Origin of the sequence: Prosthecobacter fluviatilis (assembly GCF_042655725.1) — a bacterium.
In the GTDB taxonomy this organism is placed as follows: Bacteria; Verrucomicrobiota; Verrucomicrobiia; order Verrucomicrobiales; family Verrucomicrobiaceae; genus Prosthecobacter; species Prosthecobacter fluviatilis.
This window is the reverse complement of the sequence record NZ_JBHSMQ010000005.1, coordinates 441,189-458,400: the sequence shown is the minus strand read 5'-3', so window position 1 is coordinate 458,400 and position 17,212 is coordinate 441,189. Positions and strand designations below refer to the sequence as shown.

Sequence of the window (17,212 nt, the reverse complement as noted above, 5' to 3'; positions counted from 1 at the left end):
CTCATGCATCTGCGGCAGCGGCGCGTAAAAAGCCAAGCCTCCGGCGCAGGCTGTTCGCGGCCGATGTGTCCGGCAGCAGCGTTTCATCCAGCCTGAGCGTCAGCTCCCATCCGCCATGGGACTGCTTCACATGCGCCGCACCCAGGTTTGCCCACCAGGTCAGCATCACGTGGTTTTCATCCATCACATACGCCACAAACTGCCTCAGACCAGCCTCCTGCGCTTCCGCCCACAGCACTGCCAGCAGGAGCGTGCCCACGCCCTGGCCCTGAAACTCATCCGCCACCGTAAAGGAGACCTCCGCGCTGTCCTCCAGACCTTCCGAGCGCCAGTACGAGCCGCCGCCCACGCCAGGAATGTCATCGTTGTTTTCGATCACAATGACCCACGTCCGGTGCTGCCCGTCGTCATTCGTACACAGCCGCTCGATGAATTTCGGATTCGCGCCCTGGACGCGCGTCCAGAACCTGAAGTACGTCGATTCCGGTGAAAGCCTCCTGAACGCATCCGTGATCCGCTCCCGGTCATCCGGCGTCAGCGGGCGCAGGATCACAGGGAGCCGATCGTTCAGCAGCAGGCGGTAACTGGGCAGCAGGGCGGACATCAGGCGCAATAGAGTCTCATCAGCTACGTGAGCAAACACCTGTTGGTGACACTGAATGTTCACGCCCCACGTTCAGCAATCGGAGTTTGTGAGGAGCCCCATCCATGTCTAGCCTGCGCTCATGCCACCCTCTCGCTCCACCGCCAAGCCCGAAGTCCTCCGCGGACTCGTGGACCGCGTGGTGTTTCACAATGAAGACAACGGCTACTGCATCCTCAAAATCGTCCCCGCAGGCCGTCAGGACGTGGTCAGCCTCATCGGCAAAGCGCCGCGTGTGGTCGCCGGGGAGGAGTTCGAAGCCCGTGGCGTGTGGGAGCCCAACCGCGACTTCGGCCCCCAGTTCAAAGCGGAAGACATCAAGCTCCGCCGGCCGGACTCCCTCGCAGGCATCGAGCGCTACCTCGGCAGCGGCTTGATCGAAGGCATCGGGCCCAAGTACGCCAAGCGCATGGTCGAGAAGTTCGGGCCCAAGGTCTTCGACATCATCGAAAACGAATCCAAAAAGCTCGAAGACGTCGAAGGCGTCGGCAAAAAGCGCCGCCTCGAAATCCGCGAGTCCTGGATGAAGCAGAAGTCCATTCACGGCATCATGCTCTTCCTGCACCAGCACGGCATCAGCTCCTCACGGGCCCTGCGCATTTACAAGACCTACGGCGAAGAATCGCAGGCCGTGCTGAAGGACAATCCCTACCGCCTCGCGCAGGACATCCGCGGCATCGGTTTCAAAACAGCCGATGACATCGCCTATCAGCTCGGCGTCGCCGAGGACGCCCCCGAGCGCATCCGCGCAGGGATTTTGCACGTGCTGGAAACCGCCGCCGGCAGCGGTCATTGCTGCGTCCCGGAAACCGAGGTGATCAAAAAGGCTGTCGAATTGCTCGGTGTGGAGGCCTTGGTCGCCCCACAAATCGATGCGCTCATTGCCGAGGACAAGGTCGAGCGGCACGACACCTTTTTATACCTCCCCTACCTCCGCGCCGCAGAGCAGAGCATCGCGGCGAATGTGCGGTCGCTCGCCGCCCTGCCCGCAGCCTATCCGAGCATCGACGAAGACGCCGCCCTCGCCTGGGTGCTGAAAAAGACCGGCAAGGAGCTCGCCGCCAGCCAGCAGCATGCCGTGCGCGAGGCCCTGCGGCATCGCCTGCTCATCATCACCGGCGGCCCCGGCGTGGGCAAGACCACCATCCTCCGCAGCATCCTGCTCATTCTGCAGAGCAAGCAGATCAAGCTCGTCCTCGCCGCGCCCACCGGACGCGCTGCGAAGCGCCTTTCCGAAAGCACCGGCCTTGAGGCCAAAACGCTGCACCGCCTGCTCGAATACCAGGGCGAAGGCCAGTGGGGCCGTCATCGTGGCAAGCCCCTCGCCGGCCATCTCTTCGTCGTCGATGAAGCCTCCATGATCGATGCCCCGCTCATGGCGCAGTTCCTCTCCGCATTGCCCGATGGCGCGCACCTCCTCATCGTGGGAGACGCAGACCAGCTCCCCTCCGTCGGCCCCGGCATGGTGCTGCACGATCTCATCGCCAGCGAGAAGGTGCCCTGCGTCAAGCTCACCGAGATCTTCCGCCAGGCCGCCAGCAGCCGCATCATCACCAGCGCGCACGCCATCAATCGCGGCCAGGTGCCCGATCTGAAGCCCGCGCGCAGCAGCGATTTCTTCTTCCTCCGGGAGAGCGAGCCCGAGGAGATCAAGCACACCCTCGTCGAGCTGGCTCATACCCGCCTCGCCACCAAATACGGTCTCGATCCCATCCGCGACATCCAGGTGCTCACGCCGATGAATCGCAACCTCCTCGGCACCCTTTCCCTCAATCAATCTCTCCAGCTCGCGCTCAATCCACCCAACGAACTCAAGTTCGAGATCGAGCGCTTCGGCGTCACCTTCCGCGTCGGCGACAAGGTCATCCAGACCCACAACAACTACGACAAGGAGGTCTTCAACGGCGACATCGGCCACATCGTCACCATCGATCCCGATCCCGTGAAGATCCACGTCCGCTATGACTCCGACCGCCTCGTCGCCTATGAGCCCGGAGAACTCGACGAGCTTCAGCTCGCCTACGCCCTCAGCATCCACAAAAGCCAGGGCAGCGAATTCCCCTGCGTCATCATTCCCGTCAGCACCCAGCATTATGTCCTGCTGGAGCGCAGCCTCATCTACACCGCCATCACCCGCGCCAAAAAACTGTGCGTCCTCGTTGGCGACGAGCGCGCCCTCTCCCTGGCCGTCAGCCGGCAGGAAAGCCGCAAACGCTGGACCGGTCTGCGCCAATTATTGTGCTCGTCATCCGGCGGCTGATCGGGTATGAGTCCCGGCATGATGGATCAAGCCCAGCTCTCTCATGCCTGGTTGCGGCAGGCCCGCCGTACACGGCGCAAGGTGAATGCCGGCTGGTGGCTCGCGCGTTCCATGCCCCTGATGGTGATGGCCGGGGTGGTCGGATTTGCCGCCATCTTTCTGCTGCGCTCGCGTGGCATGGAGCTCGGCTGGCATGCTGTCTGGCCATGGGCGCTCTCTGCGCTGGCGGCCTTGATCATCACCGGCTGGCTGCTGGCGCGGCGTCAGTTCATTTCATCCTCGCAGGCCTTGGTTCGTTTGGAGTCCGAGCTGCATCTGCACAATGCCCTGACGACGGCGGTGGCAGGCCGTGGCGTCTGGCCGGCCATGGTTCCTGCTGCAGATGACGGCTGGCGCTGGCGCTGGCAGACTGTGGGCGGCCCCGTCGTGGCCTTTGCCGCCAGCCTGGCGCTCGCCATCTGGCTGCCTGTGGCGCAGGACGCCGAAGCCAAAGAGCCGACAGTGGAGCCCCAGGCCTGGGCGCAGATGGAGGACTGGCTGCAAAAGCTCAAGGAAGACCAGATCATCACCCAGGAGGAAAAAGACGAGCAGCTCGCCAAGATTGCCGATCTTCGCGACCAGCCGCCGGAAAAGTGGTTCAGCCACGAGAGCCTCCATGCGGGAGACACGCTCAAGGAGCAGCTGCAGCGTGACATCAGACAGCTCGCTCAAAACCTCGCCGCGGCGGAGCGCAGCCTCAATGCACTCAAAAACTACGCCGACCAGCTTTCCGTGGAGGCCAGGGAGCAGCTGCTCAAAGACTTCGACCAGGCGCTTGCAGACATGAAGTCCGGCAGCTTGGAGCTTGATCCCAAATTGCTCGAAGCCATCACCGCCATCGATCCTAAAAATCTCCAAGGCCTCTCCAAAGAGCAGATGAAACAGCTCGGCGAATCCATGAAAAAGAAAGCGGGCGCCTGCAATGGCATGTGCAAAAACCCCGGCTTCCTGGGTGATGGCGAAGGCGAGGACGATGCCCTGGCAGAGGCCCTGGGCCTGCAGAAAAAACAAGGCTCTGGCATGGGTGATGGCGATGGCGAAGGCCCCGGCAACGGCGGCGTCTCACGCGGCCCGGGCACCGCGCCGCTGACCTTGTCCGATCAGGAGAACGATTTCGGCACCGACAAAAAAGAGGCGGTCTCCAACACAGACCTCTCACGCGCCCAGGTGGGCGACATGCTCGCGCTGCAAAATGGAAAACATGAGGTGGACAAGACCGCCCGTGGCCCCCAGGCCGCAGGTGCGGTGCAAAACGCCGGGCAGGGTGGCGAGCAGGTCTGGCGCGAGTCCCTGACCCCGGATGAGAAGGCCGTGCTCAAGCGCGTCTTCCGCTGAGCACTGCCGCCGGAAGACGTGGCACTTTGTATGAAATGTATGTGAAGCGCCCTTTTCATCTCGACTTCACGCCTTGGCTCTTTTTTAGTCTGAAGAATGACAGACGCCTACGCCTCAGACTCAGAGATCCAGTCGGCATCCCTACCCGTCGATGCCCTGCGGCGGACCCTGAATGAAGTGCTCTTTGGGCAGGGCGAGCTCATCGAACTCGTGCTCTGCGGCGTCATTTCACGCGGTCACGTGCTGCTTGAGGGGCTGCCCGGTCTCGGCAAGACCGAACTCGTGAAAGGCCTTTCAAAAGCCCTCGGCCTCACCACACGTCGCGTCCAGTTCACCCCCGATCTCCTGCCGGGAGACATCACAGGAAATCCGGTGCTTCAGGAGGTTGACGGCAGGCGCGAGTTTGTATTCCAGCCGGGGCCCGTGTTCACCAATCTGCTTCTCGCAGACGAAATCAACCGCGCCTCCCCCAAGACACAGTCCGCCCTCCTTGAGGCCATGCAGGAGCGCCGTGTGACGGTGCTCGGGCAGACACATGCCCTGCCAGACCCTTTCTTCGTCCTCGCCACGCAGAACCCCATCGAGCTCGAAGGCACCTATCCGCTGCCGGAGGCGCAGGTGGACCGCTTTTTGTTCAAGCTCGAAGTGCTGCGCAATTCGCCCGAGACGCTGGCAAAGATCGTCACCCAGCGCGAGCTTGGCGTGGAGCCCCAGGTCGCCTCCGTGGTCACTCGCGAGGCCTTTGTGCACATTCAGGCGACCGCGCGGCGCATCTTCCTGCCAGAGATCGTGGCGGACTACATCGCGCGCATCGTCGATGCCACGCATCCCGGGCAGTCGCAGGCGGCGCAGGGCGTGCGCTTCGGCGCCAGCCCGCGTGCCGCGCTGAGTCTGGCGGCCGCTTCCAAGGCGCGCGCGCTCATGCACGGCCGGCCAAATGCAAGCTTTGAAGACGTGCAGGCCCTCGCGCTCCCGGTGCTCAATCATCGGGTGCTGCTGGACTACACCGCGCGCATGGATGGCAAAACCAGCGCCGGTGTCGTGCGTGCCATCCTGGCGGAAGTGCCCGTGCAAAAGCTCGCGACACCACGCACCCTGAAGGAGGCCGCATGAGGTCCTTTCACCACCTGCTGCTGGGGGCGGTGCTGCTGGTGGCTGCGGCGGCCCGTGCTCAGCAAAACATCGTCAATGAAGATCTTGACCCCGCTTCCGGCACACGGGTTCAGGTGCGCAGTGTTTTTGATCCTCTGCCGCCTTCCGGCTATGCGCCCATGCGCATCGTGGCGACAAACGGCACGCGCAGGGACGCCCGCTGGAGCTTCGACTTTCATTCGCAGACCCAGCACTACCGGCGCCAGAGCGAGCATGACAGCAGCTTCGCGCTGGACGTGCCTGCACGTTCCACGCAGTCCGCGTTGTTTCTGGTGCCTCTTGCCGTGGATTACGCAGCCAGCAGTTCCGGGGGTTCCGGCCACATGCTGAGAGTGGGCATTTCAGGCACGGGCTTTGATGAGGCGCCCAAGTTTGAACATGAGAACCGCAGCTCAGGGTTTCCGTCCCTGGCGCTTAGCGAGTCCCTGGCGGAGTTCAGCATCACACAGCTCAACAAGGAGGTGGAGGCAAAGCTCAGCTCAGGCCACGGCAGGTACTATGGCGGCACCATGAGCTTCGGCTGCCGCTTTGAGCCTGCAGACCTGCCGGACTCATGGCTGGGGTACAGTGGGTTTGATTTCGTGCTGCTCAGCGGCGCGGACTGGCAGAAGCTGAAGCCGGCGGTGAAGCGTGCCCTCTACGAATGGGTGCGGCTCGGCGGCAATCTGCATGTGTACCTCTCTCCGGGCACCTACTCGGAGTCCCTCGGTCTGCCGGATATTGCCAGTGCGGGCGCGCACAGTGTTTCTCTGGGAAAGATCGTCACCCTCAGCTGGGACGGCAGGACCCTCCCCGCATCCCAGACGGTGAGCCGCTACTGGAGCGAGGAGCAGCGTTTGCACAGCCTTGCGTTGCACCATTCAAAAACAGGTGACTGGCCCCTGCTGGGGCTGCTCGGCACGCGCAGCTTTGCCTCCTGGCAGGTGATTGTTTTCCTGGTGATCTTTGGCCTGCTGGTAGGCCCGGTGAACCTCTTTGTCCTGGCTCCCGCAGGCAGGAGGCACAAGCTTTTTGTCACCACCCCTCTGCTCTCCATCGGCGCCAGCCTCGTCATGGTGGTGCTGATCCTCCTGCAGGATGGCACGGGCGGGGTCGGGCGGCGTTTCGTCGTGGTTGATCTCGAACCGGACGAAGCCGCAGCCTATGTGACCCAGGAGCAGGTTTCCCGCACCGGTGTGCTGCTGGGCGCAGGTTTTGAGATGAGGCAGCCTGTGCTCGTCGAGCCGCTCGTCATGCCGGACACACCGTGGGCGAAACTCAAAAACACCCCCGGCGGGCAGCCCACGAACCTCATCCAGGACGGGCAGGAGCGTCGCGGCAATTTCTTCCAAAGCCGCGCCGAGCAGGGGCAGGTGCTGCGTGCCGCCGTCTCGACTCGCGCACGTCTTGAACTCAAGACCGGTGCCGCGCCTGATGCCGCACCGACGCTCATCTCAGCGCTCGGCTTCACGGTGGAGGAACTGTTTTATACCGATGCAACGGGCGCGCACTGGCAGCTGGAAAAACCGCTCAGCACCGGCCAGAGCGCCACGCTGGTCAAGGCGGATGCTGTCGCGAAAAACCCCTGGCTGGATGCGGCCCTTGACCCCGCCGTGAGCTCGCTGCGGAAAGTGCTCAACGACGCCACGACGAACCGCCGCTCGTTCTTCATCGCAAAGGCCCGCAAGGCCCCCGATTTCACCCTCGGCACCCTGTCCTCCATCCGCTGGGAGGATGATCGCATCGTCATCTTCGGCCCCGTGGCGCAGCCCTGAACTCCGCATCTTCGTCAATTTCATGCCATCGTCCGTTTCCCATTCCTCTCCCGCTTGCGAGATCGACCGCAGCCAGCCTGCCGTCGTGGTGGAGGATCTGCACCGCAGCTTTGGCAGCCTCAAGGCGGTGGATGGCGTCTCCTTCAGCATCGACCACGGGCGCGTGGTCGGTTTCGTCGGCGCCAATGGTGCCGGCAAGACCACCACCATGCGCATCATGGCCACGCTCGACTCCCCCGGCAGCGGCAGCGTCTCCATGGGCGGGCACAATGTCGTGCATCATCCCGCCAAAGTGCGCCGTCTGCTCGGCTGGATGCCGGACAGCTTTGGCACCTACGAGCACATGACCGTGCTCGAATACCTCGACTTCTACGCACGCGCCCTCGGCTTCAAAGGCGCAGACCGTCTCCGGCGCATTCAGGAGGTCATGGATTTCACCGACCTCACGCCGCTGGCAGACCGCATGAGCAACAAGATGTCCAAAGGCCAGACCCAGCGCCTCTGCCTCGGCCGCGCGCTGCTGCATGATCCGCAGATCCTCATCCTCGATGAGCCTGCCGCAGGTCTCGACCCCAAGGCGCGCGTTGAACTGAAGAACCTCATCCGCATCCTCGCGCAGGAGGGCAAGACCATCCTCATCAGCTCCCACATTCTCAGCGAACTCGGGGAGATGTGCGACAGCCTGCTCTTCATCGACAAAGGCCGCATCGTGCATCATGGCGACGCCGAAAGCATGGTGCGCGGCACCGAGACCGCTGGCGAGACAATGGTGAATGTGCAGCTCGCCGGCGAACCCGCCAAGCTCATCGAATGGGCGCTCACCGCCCCGCTGATCAAGGTCGAAGAAGAGACCAGGCGCGGCGCGCGTCTGCGCATTCAGGCTGCCGATGACGCCACCCTCTCGGGCGTCCTTCGCCGCATGATCCAGGACGGCCTGCCCGTGCTCGACTTCCACCGTGAAGAGCGCCGTCTCGAAGACGCCTTCATCGACATGCTCGGCCAGATAGACAAGAACACCTTCAAATCCCCGCCGCCCGGAGGGTTGCCGCAAAAAAACGCAGAAGACGCAAAAAAGGAGGGATTATGAATCTAAAGTTCAAGGATCCGGTTTTTCAGTTGTGTGATGTCATTCGAGAGACGGCATTTGCAGCGCACAAATTTCATGGACCAGGTCATCTGGAGAAGATCTATGAGAATTCACTGGCCAACCGGTTGCGCAAACAGGGTTTGCAGGTTGAGCAGCAGGTGCCCATGAATGTGTATGACGAAGATGGGGCGCTGCTAGGTGATTATTTTGCTGATCTTTGGGTGGAGCGGCAGATCATCCTGGAGCTCAAGGCTGTGCGTGCTGTGCTCAACGAGCACACCGCGCAACTGCTTGGCTATCTGCGCAGCTCACGCTGCGAGCATGGGCTTTTGCTGAACTTTGGAGCGGGCCGTTTTTACATCCGCAAATTTGTGCTCTCCGAAGCCATGGCTGCGTTATGACAAATTCTGAATTCATTGCCGCAAGGAAACGAAGAATACAAAAAGGGAGGGTTCTGAATCAGAATCCCTTTTTTGCGTCTTTTTGCGTCTTTTTGCGGCCATCCCACTCATGAACGCCGCACCCGTCATCACAGACTTTCCCGACCGCCTCTCACCGATGGTGGTCAAGGAGCTGCGTCAGGGGCTGCGCACCCGGCTTTTCGGCGGGGTGCTGGTCACGCTGCACCTCATGCTGGTCCTGCTCACCCTCATGAGCGGTGGCGCGGAAAATGCCGCGGCGGTCAGCGGGTGGTTTGACGGCATCATCACGCTCGTTCTCTGCATCATCATGCCGCTGCGTGGCTTTTCCGCCGTGGCGGATGAGCTGAAGTCAGGCACGCTGGACATGCTCGCTCTCACGCGGCTTTCCGCAGGGCGCATCATCTTTGGCAAGTGGGCCGCCATCGCCTCGCAGTCGCTGCTTCTCATGCTCAGCATCATGCCTTATGTGGTCGCACGTTTTGTGTTCGGCGGTCTGGATCTTTTTGGAGAGGTTGCCGCGCTGTTCTACAAATGGCTGGCTGGCCTGGTGCTGGCGGCGGTGATCGTGGCGCTCTCGACTCAGCGCCAGTTTTGGCTGCGTGCCGTCGTTGTTTTCCTGCCGCTGATGATGACTGGCTGTGGCGCGTTTTCTTTGATAATCATGTCACGCATGGGCGGCGGCATGTCTTCCGGTAGGGTGTTCACTTTCTTCACCAAGTCGGGCGGTGGCAGCACCCTGCTCCTGGTGGTGGCACTGGCCGCATGGGCCGTATTTTTCTTTCTCAGCCTGGCGGCCACCCGCATCGCTCCGGCGGCCTCCCTCCTCAGCGTGGTCAAACGCTCCGTTCATCTGGCCATGTTCCTGTCCCTGATGCTGCTTGGCTGGCTCACCGGCTCCGCCGCCGCCATGGGCGTCACCGTGGCCGGTGTGCTCTCGCTGCTGATGATGGACGCCCTCACGGAGCGTGTGAACGAAGTGCCCTCCGTCTACGCCGCGTTTTATCAGCGTGGCTGGCTCGGGCGCGCCGCACTGTGGCTGCTGGCCCCGGGCTGGGTCACAGGGCTGGTTTACTCGGCGTTGCTGGTGGCGCTCGCCGCATTTTACGTCAGCTGGAGCCGTGGCACGGAGGAGGCAAAGTTTGTCTTCATTGGCGCGTCCGGCACCTGCATGATCGCCGCCCTGCTGCAGTTGTTTCCCACCCGCAAGTCTCGCGACCTGCTCCTGCCGTTCATCGTCTTCTCGCTGTTGGTCAACGTGCTCTTGGTGAGCTTGGGCAGCCTGCTGCTGCTGCCCCTGAAAATCAAGAGCACCACCGCCTGGTTCAGCACGGCACTCCCCCAGCTTCTGCCGGCAGGGTATGCAAACGCGCAGCCGGGGGACAAGGCGGCCCTGCTCCAGCTCGGCCTGCTCACTTCCTCTGTCTGGCCTGCGCTGCTGCTGGTCGCCGCAGTGCTTGCCTGGCGTCATGCGCGTGCCGCCAGGCAGGAGGGCCTGCGCATCGTTCACGCTGCGAAAGGAGGCGCTGCTGTCTGACATGAGCGCCACACTGCCCATGCTGCGTGATTTCAGCGATCACTTCAGCCCCATCGTCGTCAAGGAACTGCGCCAGGGGCTGCGCACGCGGTTTTTCACCTCGGCGCTCATCCTGTTTCACACCCTCATCATCCTGCTGCTCGCCACCGTGGCTTTGGGGGCCCCGCTGGAGATTGTGAACGGCATTTTCTGGGGCATCGCAGGGCTCATGCTGCTGGCCGTCATGCCCCTGCGCGGCTTCTCCGCCCTCCATGTCGAAGATGCCGACGGCACGCTGGACATGCTCATGCTCACCTCCATCGCCTCCTTCCGCATTCTTTATGGCAAATGGGTGGCCCTTTGCGGCCAGTCGCTTCTCGTGGCGGGCTCCATCCTGCCTTACATGGTTGCACGCTACTTTTTTGGCGGCGTTGAAATCCTGAGGGAAGTCGTGGCGCTGGTCATGCTCGTTCTGGGCTCAGGCCTCATCACCGCTGCGCTGCTCGCCTTTTCCTCGCTGCCGTCGCTGCTCCTTCGCATTTTCCTCGGGCTCTGCGTGGGGGCCGGGGTGGTGCCGCTGGGCTTTTTCACGGCCATCCTCGTCTCCGCCTCGGAGGCAGACTCGCTCCTGCGTGAATTCTTCGCGCTGCAGCTATGGGAGCAGTGCAGCTTCGTTGGCGGCATTCTGGCCGTGGTGGCGTATGCCGTTTATTATTTTCTGGCGCTCGGCTCCTCGCGCATCGCGCCTCCCTCGGAGAATCACAGCACAAAAAAACGTCTCGTCGCCTTGGCCGTGCATGGCCTTTTCATGGTGGCCGGGCTGCTGCTCTGTTTTTTCAGCAAAGATCCCGACGTCGCCTTCTGGGTCTTTATACCCCTCTTGTTCCTCACCCTCATCGTCTGCATGGATGTGCTCACTGAGGAGATGCCCTGTTACTCCACGGCTGTCGCGGCCCTGGCGCGTCATGGGCGCCTGGGCAGGCTTGCCGGCAGGCTCCTGCACCCGGGCTGGGCTTCGGGCGTGCTGTTCTCCCTGCTTCTGTGCGTCATGGCTCTCAGCATCACGGCTGGCATCACCTTCAGGCACTCGTCCTGGGATCTGGATGACGGCCCGGGCCTCTACATGCTTTGCCTGCTGCTGGCCGTCTTCGTGCCTGTCAGCCTCCGCATCACTCGGGCGGGGATTTTTGCCAGCTGGTGGTTCGTGCAGATCTGCATGGTGGTCGCCGGCATCATGTTGACGATGTTCTGCCATGCCATGAACGCACGCGGTCTCGGTGCACTCGGCATCTTCACGCCCGTCACCGCGCTCTTTGGGGTCGAGTGTGGCAACTACAGCAGCCGTGAGAGCATCCTCATCATGGGCAGCCTGTTCAGCCTGGGCTGGCTGCTTCTCGCCATCCTGCGTGCAGGCGTTAATTTCAAAACTTACACCAGGCTGGAGCACGAGGCCCTGGAAAATGCGGCCCGGCAACCCTCGCGCACCCATGACGCTCCTTGATGACGCCGCCGCGCTCCGCTCTCTCCACGTCCGTGCCCGTGGCTGGGCGCGCGTGCTCAAGCTTCCCTTCCGCCAGCAGCGCTGGCGCGGCCATGCCGGCGACTTCCTCGGCGGCGGCACCGGCAGCAGCCTCGACTTTCAGGATCACCGCCTCTACCTCCCCGGAGACGATCCGCGCCAGATCAACTGGCAGGCCTACGCCCGCACCGGCACTTACTCGATGAAGCTCTATCGCGAGGAAGTCCGTCCCCTCGTCGATCTCATTTTTGACGTGTCAGCCTCCATGTTCGCCTTTGCCGCCAAGGAGCAGCGTGCGCTGGAATTGTTTGCCTACGCAGTCGAGTCCGTCTTGCAGTCCGGTGCCACGCTGCGTTGCTACGCCATTGCCGGTGCACAGCATCGCTTGCTCGAGCCCGAGGTCATTCTCAGCGGCCAGTGGCACGCACGCGTCAGCGACCTCATCTCCACTCAGGACATCCCTGCGCTGAACCGCCTCCCCCTTCGCGCCGGTGCCATGCGTGTCTTCATCAGTGACCTCCTCTTTCCCACCGAGCCGGAAGCCCTCCTCGCCTGCCTCAGCTCACGCAGCGGGCGCGGCATCGTCTTCGCACCCCAGTCTCGGGAGGAGGCCGACCCGGGCTGGGACGGGAACTACGAGTTCATCGACCCCGAAACCGGCCTCCCTCACGAGCACCGGGTCGAGCCCGCCCTGCTCCAGCGCTACGAGGCCGCCTACCGCCGTCATTTTGAGCTGTGGAAATCCGCCGCCCTGAAGCACGGCATCTCGCTGGCTCGTGTCGCTGCCGAGGCCGACTTTCAAAAGGCGCTCCAGCTCGAAGGAATCCCCAGCGGAGCCGTGGAAACTGCATGAGCCTCACCCTCGCCAACACCTGGGGCCTCTGGGCGCTGCTCGGCATTCCGGCCGTGATCGCCATTCATTTCCTCCAGCGGCGCAACCGCCGCGTGCACGCCACCACGCTCTTTCTGCTGCAGCAGATGAAGCGCGAGAGCCGCACCGGCAGCCGCTTTGAGCGCCTCCGCACCTCCATCCCTTTCTGGCTTCAGCTTTTGATGGTGCTGCTGCTCACCTGGCTGCTCGTGCAGCCCCGCTGGCTCAGGCACGATGCCGTGCAGCGCATCGCCGTGGTGATGGATGCATCCGCCAGCATGCAGGCCTTCCGCACTCCTGCGCTCAGAGCGGTCGATGACGTCCTCGGCCTGCTCGAAGGCCCTCTGGCGCGCGCAGAGCTCACACTGCTGTCTTCAGATGTCGAGGCCCCCAGCCTCTATCACGGCACGCTGGCCGCTGAGCTGCGGCAGGCGCTGCATCAATGGGAGCCGCTCCTCGGCGTGCATGATTTCACCCCCGCCTTGCGCATCGCACGCGGGCTCGTCGGGCCAAAGGGCGTCGTCGTGCTTGTCACAGACCACCCCCTGCCTGTCCCCCCTCTGTTTGGCGCGCAGGTGATTTCCGTCGGTCAGGAAACCGACAACGTCGGCTGGGCCGGCGTGACCGTGGAGGAGGTTGACGGCCAGTGGGTCTGGCACGCCCTGGTGAAAAACTACTCCAGCACTCCGCAGCAGCGCCAGTGGCATGCCCTGGCCGGCACTGCGCAGTCCCCTGCCAAATCTCTCAAGCTCGCCCCCGGGGAAACCCAGACGCTCTCCGGTCCCTTTCCCCCCGGAGAGGTCCAGCAGTTTGCCCTTCACCTTGGCGACGACGCATTCGCACTCGACAACGTTCTGCCGCTCGTGCGCCCTCAGCCCAAAGTCCTCTCGCTTTGTCCGTTCGACGGCAAAACACCGCTGCTCGCGGAGCTCTTCAGCCGCTACGCCCACCTGCGCATCGTCGGCGCTCCGGGTGCGTCGGATCTCGTCGCTGCGGTGATGACACCCACTTTCGCCCTGCCAGAGCAGCGTCATGGCTGCTTCTTTCAGGCCCCGCCGGAAGAGACGGCCCCCTACCTCAAAGGCAGCATCGTGGCCGAGCCGCATGCGCTGGTCGAAGGGCTCAACTGGCAGGGGCTTCTGGTGCGCGAGTCCAAACCCATGCCCCGTCAGTCCCAGGATCGCGTGCTGCTCTGGCAGGGCGAGCGCCCCTTGATCGTCTTGCGCATCATGCCCGCCGGCGGCAGGCAGTTGATCTGCCAGTTCGATCTGGAGATCTCCAATGCCCGCAAGCTGCCTGCCTTCGCCGTGCTTCTGCATCGTTTCCTTGAAACTTTGCGCACAGACAAACTCGCGCCTGAAGCCGCCAACTTCGACGTGCGTCAGCACCTCAATGTGGCGCACCGCCAGGATGCCGAAGCCGGGCCATTGAAACTCGGAGACCAGGAAATCCCCCTCGCACAGGCCCGCCTGCTCCGTGCCCCTTCACGGCCCGGCCACTTCACTGTGCGTCAGGGTGAAACGCTGCTCCTCACTGCGGCCGCACATTTTGCCGACACCCGAGAGGCAGACCTCACCCAGGCAAAGCCGTTCAATGAACTCGACAAGGTCAAGGCCCTGCAGGTCGAGACCCTGCACGAGGCAGACCCCGGCTGGCGGCTGTGGCTTCTCGCCCTGCTCCTTTTGCTGTTCGGCAGCTGGTGGTTCACCAATCCCAAACGCGAAACTCAGGAGGTCTTGCGCGCATGAAACATCCGTTCAGTGGCCGCAAAAAAACGCAAAGGCCGCAAAAAGGGGCTGCCTCCGGAAACCTGCGCCCCCTCTTTTTTTTGTGCCTTTTTGAGTTTTTTGCGGCCATCCCAAATGAGGTCCTGCCATCATGATCTTCCGCCATCCAGAATGGTTCGCCCTCCTGCCCGTGCTTCTGCTGGCCGGCAGGCTTCTGCCGCGCCTTTCGTTGTGGCGGCCGGTTCGGCTGCTGCTGCTGGTGCTCATCACGGCCACGCTCGCACAGCCGCAGTGGCGTCGCCTTGCCGACGGCGTCGATCTCTGGGTCCTGCTCGACAGCTCCGTGTCCGCAGAGCAGCCCATGGCCAGGGGCATGCAGGAGTGGGAGAAGCTCCTCGAAAAAAGCCGGGGCCGCGAAGACCGCATCTTTTACCTCAGCTATGCCGCGGAGGTGATGAAGCGTGGCGCTGAAGGCGCGGAAATGTACGCACGCAACCAGACTCAGACACGCACCGCCCAGGCCATCACCCAGGCGCTCGCCTTTGCCCAGCGCGAAGGCCCTGGCCGGCCGGCCCGCATTCTGGCCATCACAGACGGTTACTCCACCGAGCCGCTGACGGGCCTCGCCTCCAAACTCTCGCAGCAGGGCGTGGAGCTCGACTACCGCCTCGCCCGCGAAAGCGAGACCACCGACTTCCGCATCTCCGCCATGAAGCTCCCTTCGCGCGCTCAGCTCGGCGAGCCGTTTTTGATCGAGATCGAGCTGCGCGGCACCGCCGATGGCAAAGTCCCCCTCACCCTGCTGCGCAACGGACGTGAGCTCAAAACCAGCGAGGTGGACGTCCGGCTCGGCAGCGGTGCCATTCGCTTTACGGACCGCCTCCCGGCCGCCGGTGTCGCACATTATGAGGCCATCATCCTGCCGGCCAAGGACGCGCACCCGGGCAACAACCGTCACGAAGCGATGATCGAAATCGCCGGCGGTCCTCGCGTGCTCCTCCTCACCAAGTACACGGACGACCCCGCCGCCGCCGCCCTCCAGCGCCAGGGGTTCACCGTCGAGACCGTCACCGAGCTGCGCTCTCTCCGCCCCGGCCAGCTCGCCGGTGTGAAGTGCGTCATCTTCAACAACGTCCCCGCCTTTGAGCTCCCCTCCGAGTTCCTGCCTGCCATGGATTTTTATGTCCGCGAGCAGGGCGGCAGCATCCTCATGGCAGGGGGAAAGCAGAGCTTTGCCGCAGGCGGTTATTTCGAGTCGCCGCTCGATCCGCTGCTGCCCGTCTCCATGGAAATGAAGCAGGAGCACCGCAAGCTCATGGTCGCCATGGCCATCGTCATGGACCGCAGCGGCTCCATGGGCATGAACGTGCAGAATGGTTTCACGAAAATGCAGCTCGCAGACGAAGGCGCGGCCAATGCCATCCGCTTCCTCGGGCCGCAGGATCTGCTGGCCGTCTATGCCGTGGACAGCGAGGCCCATGAGATGGTCCCCCTTCAGCAGGTGGGGCCTAACCGCGATAAAATGGAAAGCGCCGTGCGCCGCATCGAAAGCACCGGCGGCGGCATCTATGTTTACAACGGGCTCAAGGCTGCCTGGGATCAGCTCAAAGCCGCACCCGTCGGCCAGCGCCACATCATTCTCTTCTCTGACGCCGCAGACTCCGAGCAGCCGGGCGACTACCAGATCCTGGTCGAGGAAATCATCAAGAATGGCGGCACCGTCAGCGTCATCGCCCTCGGCACCCGCAGGGACGTGGATGCCTGGATCCTCGATGACATCGCCAAGCGCGGCAAAGGCCGTATCTTCTACACCGACAAAGCCGAGGAACTGCCCAGCATCTTCAGTCAGGAAACCGTCGCCGTCGCCCGCAGCGCCTTCATCACGGACCCCGTCGCCACCAAGGCCGCCGGCGGCTGGTTTGAGATCAGCAGCCAGACCTTTGACTGGCCCGCGCAGGTGGACGGCTTCAATCTCAGCTACCTGCGCGACTGGGCCAGCCAGGCGCTCATCACCCAGGACGAATACGCCGCACCTCTCGTCGCCTTTGGCCCACGCGGCACCGGCCGCACCGCCGCCGTCAGTTTTCCCCTCGGTGGCGAGCACTCCCAGCTCGTGCGTGCCTGGCCCAAATACGGCGACTTTTTGCAGACCCAGGTGCGCTGGCTGATGGGCGAAACTCTTCCGCCCGGCATCGGTGTCCGCCACCGCCTGGAGGGCAATACCCTCACCCTCGATCTGCTCTACGATGAAGAATGGGCGCCCAAACTGCGAGCCAAAGCCCCGCGCGTGGTGCTGGCGCACGGACTGCGGGCCGAGGGCTCTCACGAGCTCGCCTGGGAGCGCGTCTCACCCGGGCATTACCAGACCCGCACCGAACTCCCCGAAGGTGAAATGGTGCGCGGAGCCGTGCAGGTCGCCGGGCAGGCCGTCAGCTTTGGGCCCGTCATTGTCGGCACCAGCACCGAGTGGGCCTTTGATGAGTCACGCGTCGAGGAGCTGCGCCGCGTCTCCCAAACCAGCGGCGGCCGTGAGCTGCTGGAAATGAGCCAGGCCTGGCGCAGCCCCGCCACGCCTCGCTTTACGGATCTTGGCATTTACCTGCTCATCGTCACCCTACTCTGCCTCCTCTTCGAAGCCTTCGTCACCCGCACCGGCTGGAAGCTGCCCCGGCTCGCCCGTGCCGAAAGCAAGCCGCGCCCCGCAATCATCAAACCCACCCGCGAAGCTCTCCAACATCAGCAGCGACTCAGCCAGGCACCGCAGGCCCAAGAGATCAAAACTCCTGCCGCTGAAGCAGAGCCCAAGATCACCCAAGTCTCCGCCGAAGAACGCCAAAGCCGCTTTCAGCGTGCGAAGAAACGCTGAGACTTCGCGGATGGATCGTAGCTT

12 protein-coding genes are annotated in these 17,212 nt (G+C 63.2%); 11 read left to right on the top strand and 1 reads right to left on the bottom strand.

Features of this window, described 5'->3' with window-relative positions; translation table 11 throughout:
• Position 1: 1 nt before the first annotated feature.
• Complete coding sequence (locus ACFQDI_RS16025; protein ID WP_377168546.1) at positions 2 to 604, bottom strand: GNAT family N-acetyltransferase; 603 nt, start codon at positions 602 to 604, stop codon at positions 2 to 4.
• A gap of 121 nt (positions 605 to 725) precedes the next feature.
• Here ACFQDI_RS16025 and recD2 point away from each other — a divergent pair, with 121 nt between their 5' ends.
• From recD2 to ACFQDI_RS15970, 11 genes are all read left to right on the top strand, one after another.
• Positions 726 to 2,903, top strand: a complete 2,178-nt coding sequence (recD2, locus tag ACFQDI_RS16020; RefSeq protein WP_377168544.1) for an SF1B family DNA helicase RecD2 — start codon at positions 726 to 728, stop codon at positions 2,901 to 2,903.
• Between the two features lie 18 nt (positions 2,904 to 2,921).
• Positions 2,922 to 4,277, top strand: a complete 1,356-nt coding sequence (locus tag ACFQDI_RS16015) for a hypothetical protein (RefSeq protein ID WP_377168543.1) — start codon at positions 2,922 to 2,924, stop codon at positions 4,275 to 4,277.
• 96 nt (positions 4,278 to 4,373) lie between these two features.
• Positions 4,374 to 5,390, top strand: a complete 1,017-nt coding sequence (locus ACFQDI_RS16010; protein WP_377168541.1) for an AAA family ATPase — start codon at positions 4,374 to 4,376, stop codon at positions 5,388 to 5,390.
• Positions 5,387 to 7,183: a hypothetical protein gene (locus ACFQDI_RS16005; RefSeq protein WP_377168539.1), complete on the top strand. Its 1,797-nt coding sequence runs from the start codon at positions 5,387 to 5,389 to the stop codon at positions 7,181 to 7,183. Before ACFQDI_RS16010 ends, ACFQDI_RS16005 begins: the two co-directional genes overlap by 4 nt.
• A 22-nt stretch (positions 7,184 to 7,205) precedes the next feature.
• Complete coding sequence (locus ACFQDI_RS16000; RefSeq protein ID WP_377168537.1) at positions 7,206 to 8,270, top strand: ABC transporter ATP-binding protein; 1,065 nt, start codon at positions 7,206 to 7,208, stop codon at positions 8,268 to 8,270.
• A complete protein-coding gene (locus ACFQDI_RS15995; RefSeq protein WP_377168535.1) occupies positions 8,267 to 8,671 on the top strand; it encodes a GxxExxY protein in 405 nt (134 codons plus the stop codon). The genes ACFQDI_RS16000 and ACFQDI_RS15995 overlap by 4 nt, the downstream gene beginning before the upstream one ends.
• A 109-nt stretch (positions 8,672 to 8,780) precedes the next feature.
• Positions 8,781 to 10,226: a hypothetical protein gene (locus ACFQDI_RS15990; RefSeq protein WP_377168533.1), complete on the top strand. Its 1,446-nt coding sequence runs from the start codon at positions 8,781 to 8,783 to the stop codon at positions 10,224 to 10,226.
• 1 nt (position 10,227) lies between these two features.
• Positions 10,228 to 11,706: a hypothetical protein gene (locus tag ACFQDI_RS15985; protein WP_377168531.1), complete on the top strand. Its 1,479-nt coding sequence runs from the start codon at positions 10,228 to 10,230 to the stop codon at positions 11,704 to 11,706.
• Positions 11,693 to 12,577, top strand: a complete 885-nt coding sequence (locus ACFQDI_RS15980; protein WP_377168529.1) for a DUF58 domain-containing protein — start codon at positions 11,693 to 11,695, stop codon at positions 12,575 to 12,577. The genes ACFQDI_RS15985 and ACFQDI_RS15980 overlap by 14 nt, the downstream gene beginning before the upstream one ends.
• A complete protein-coding gene (locus ACFQDI_RS15975) occupies positions 12,574 to 14,343 on the top strand; it encodes a vWA domain-containing protein (protein WP_377168527.1) in 1,770 nt (589 codons plus the stop codon). Before ACFQDI_RS15980 ends, ACFQDI_RS15975 begins: the two co-directional genes overlap by 4 nt.
• A gap of 130 nt (positions 14,344 to 14,473) precedes the next feature.
• The gene (locus ACFQDI_RS15970; protein WP_377168525.1) at positions 14,474 to 17,188 is read left to right on the top strand and encodes a VWA domain-containing protein; all 2,715 of its coding nucleotides are present in this window, start codon (positions 14,474 to 14,476) and stop codon (positions 17,186 to 17,188) included.
• Positions 17,189 to 17,212: the final 24 nt, after the last annotated feature.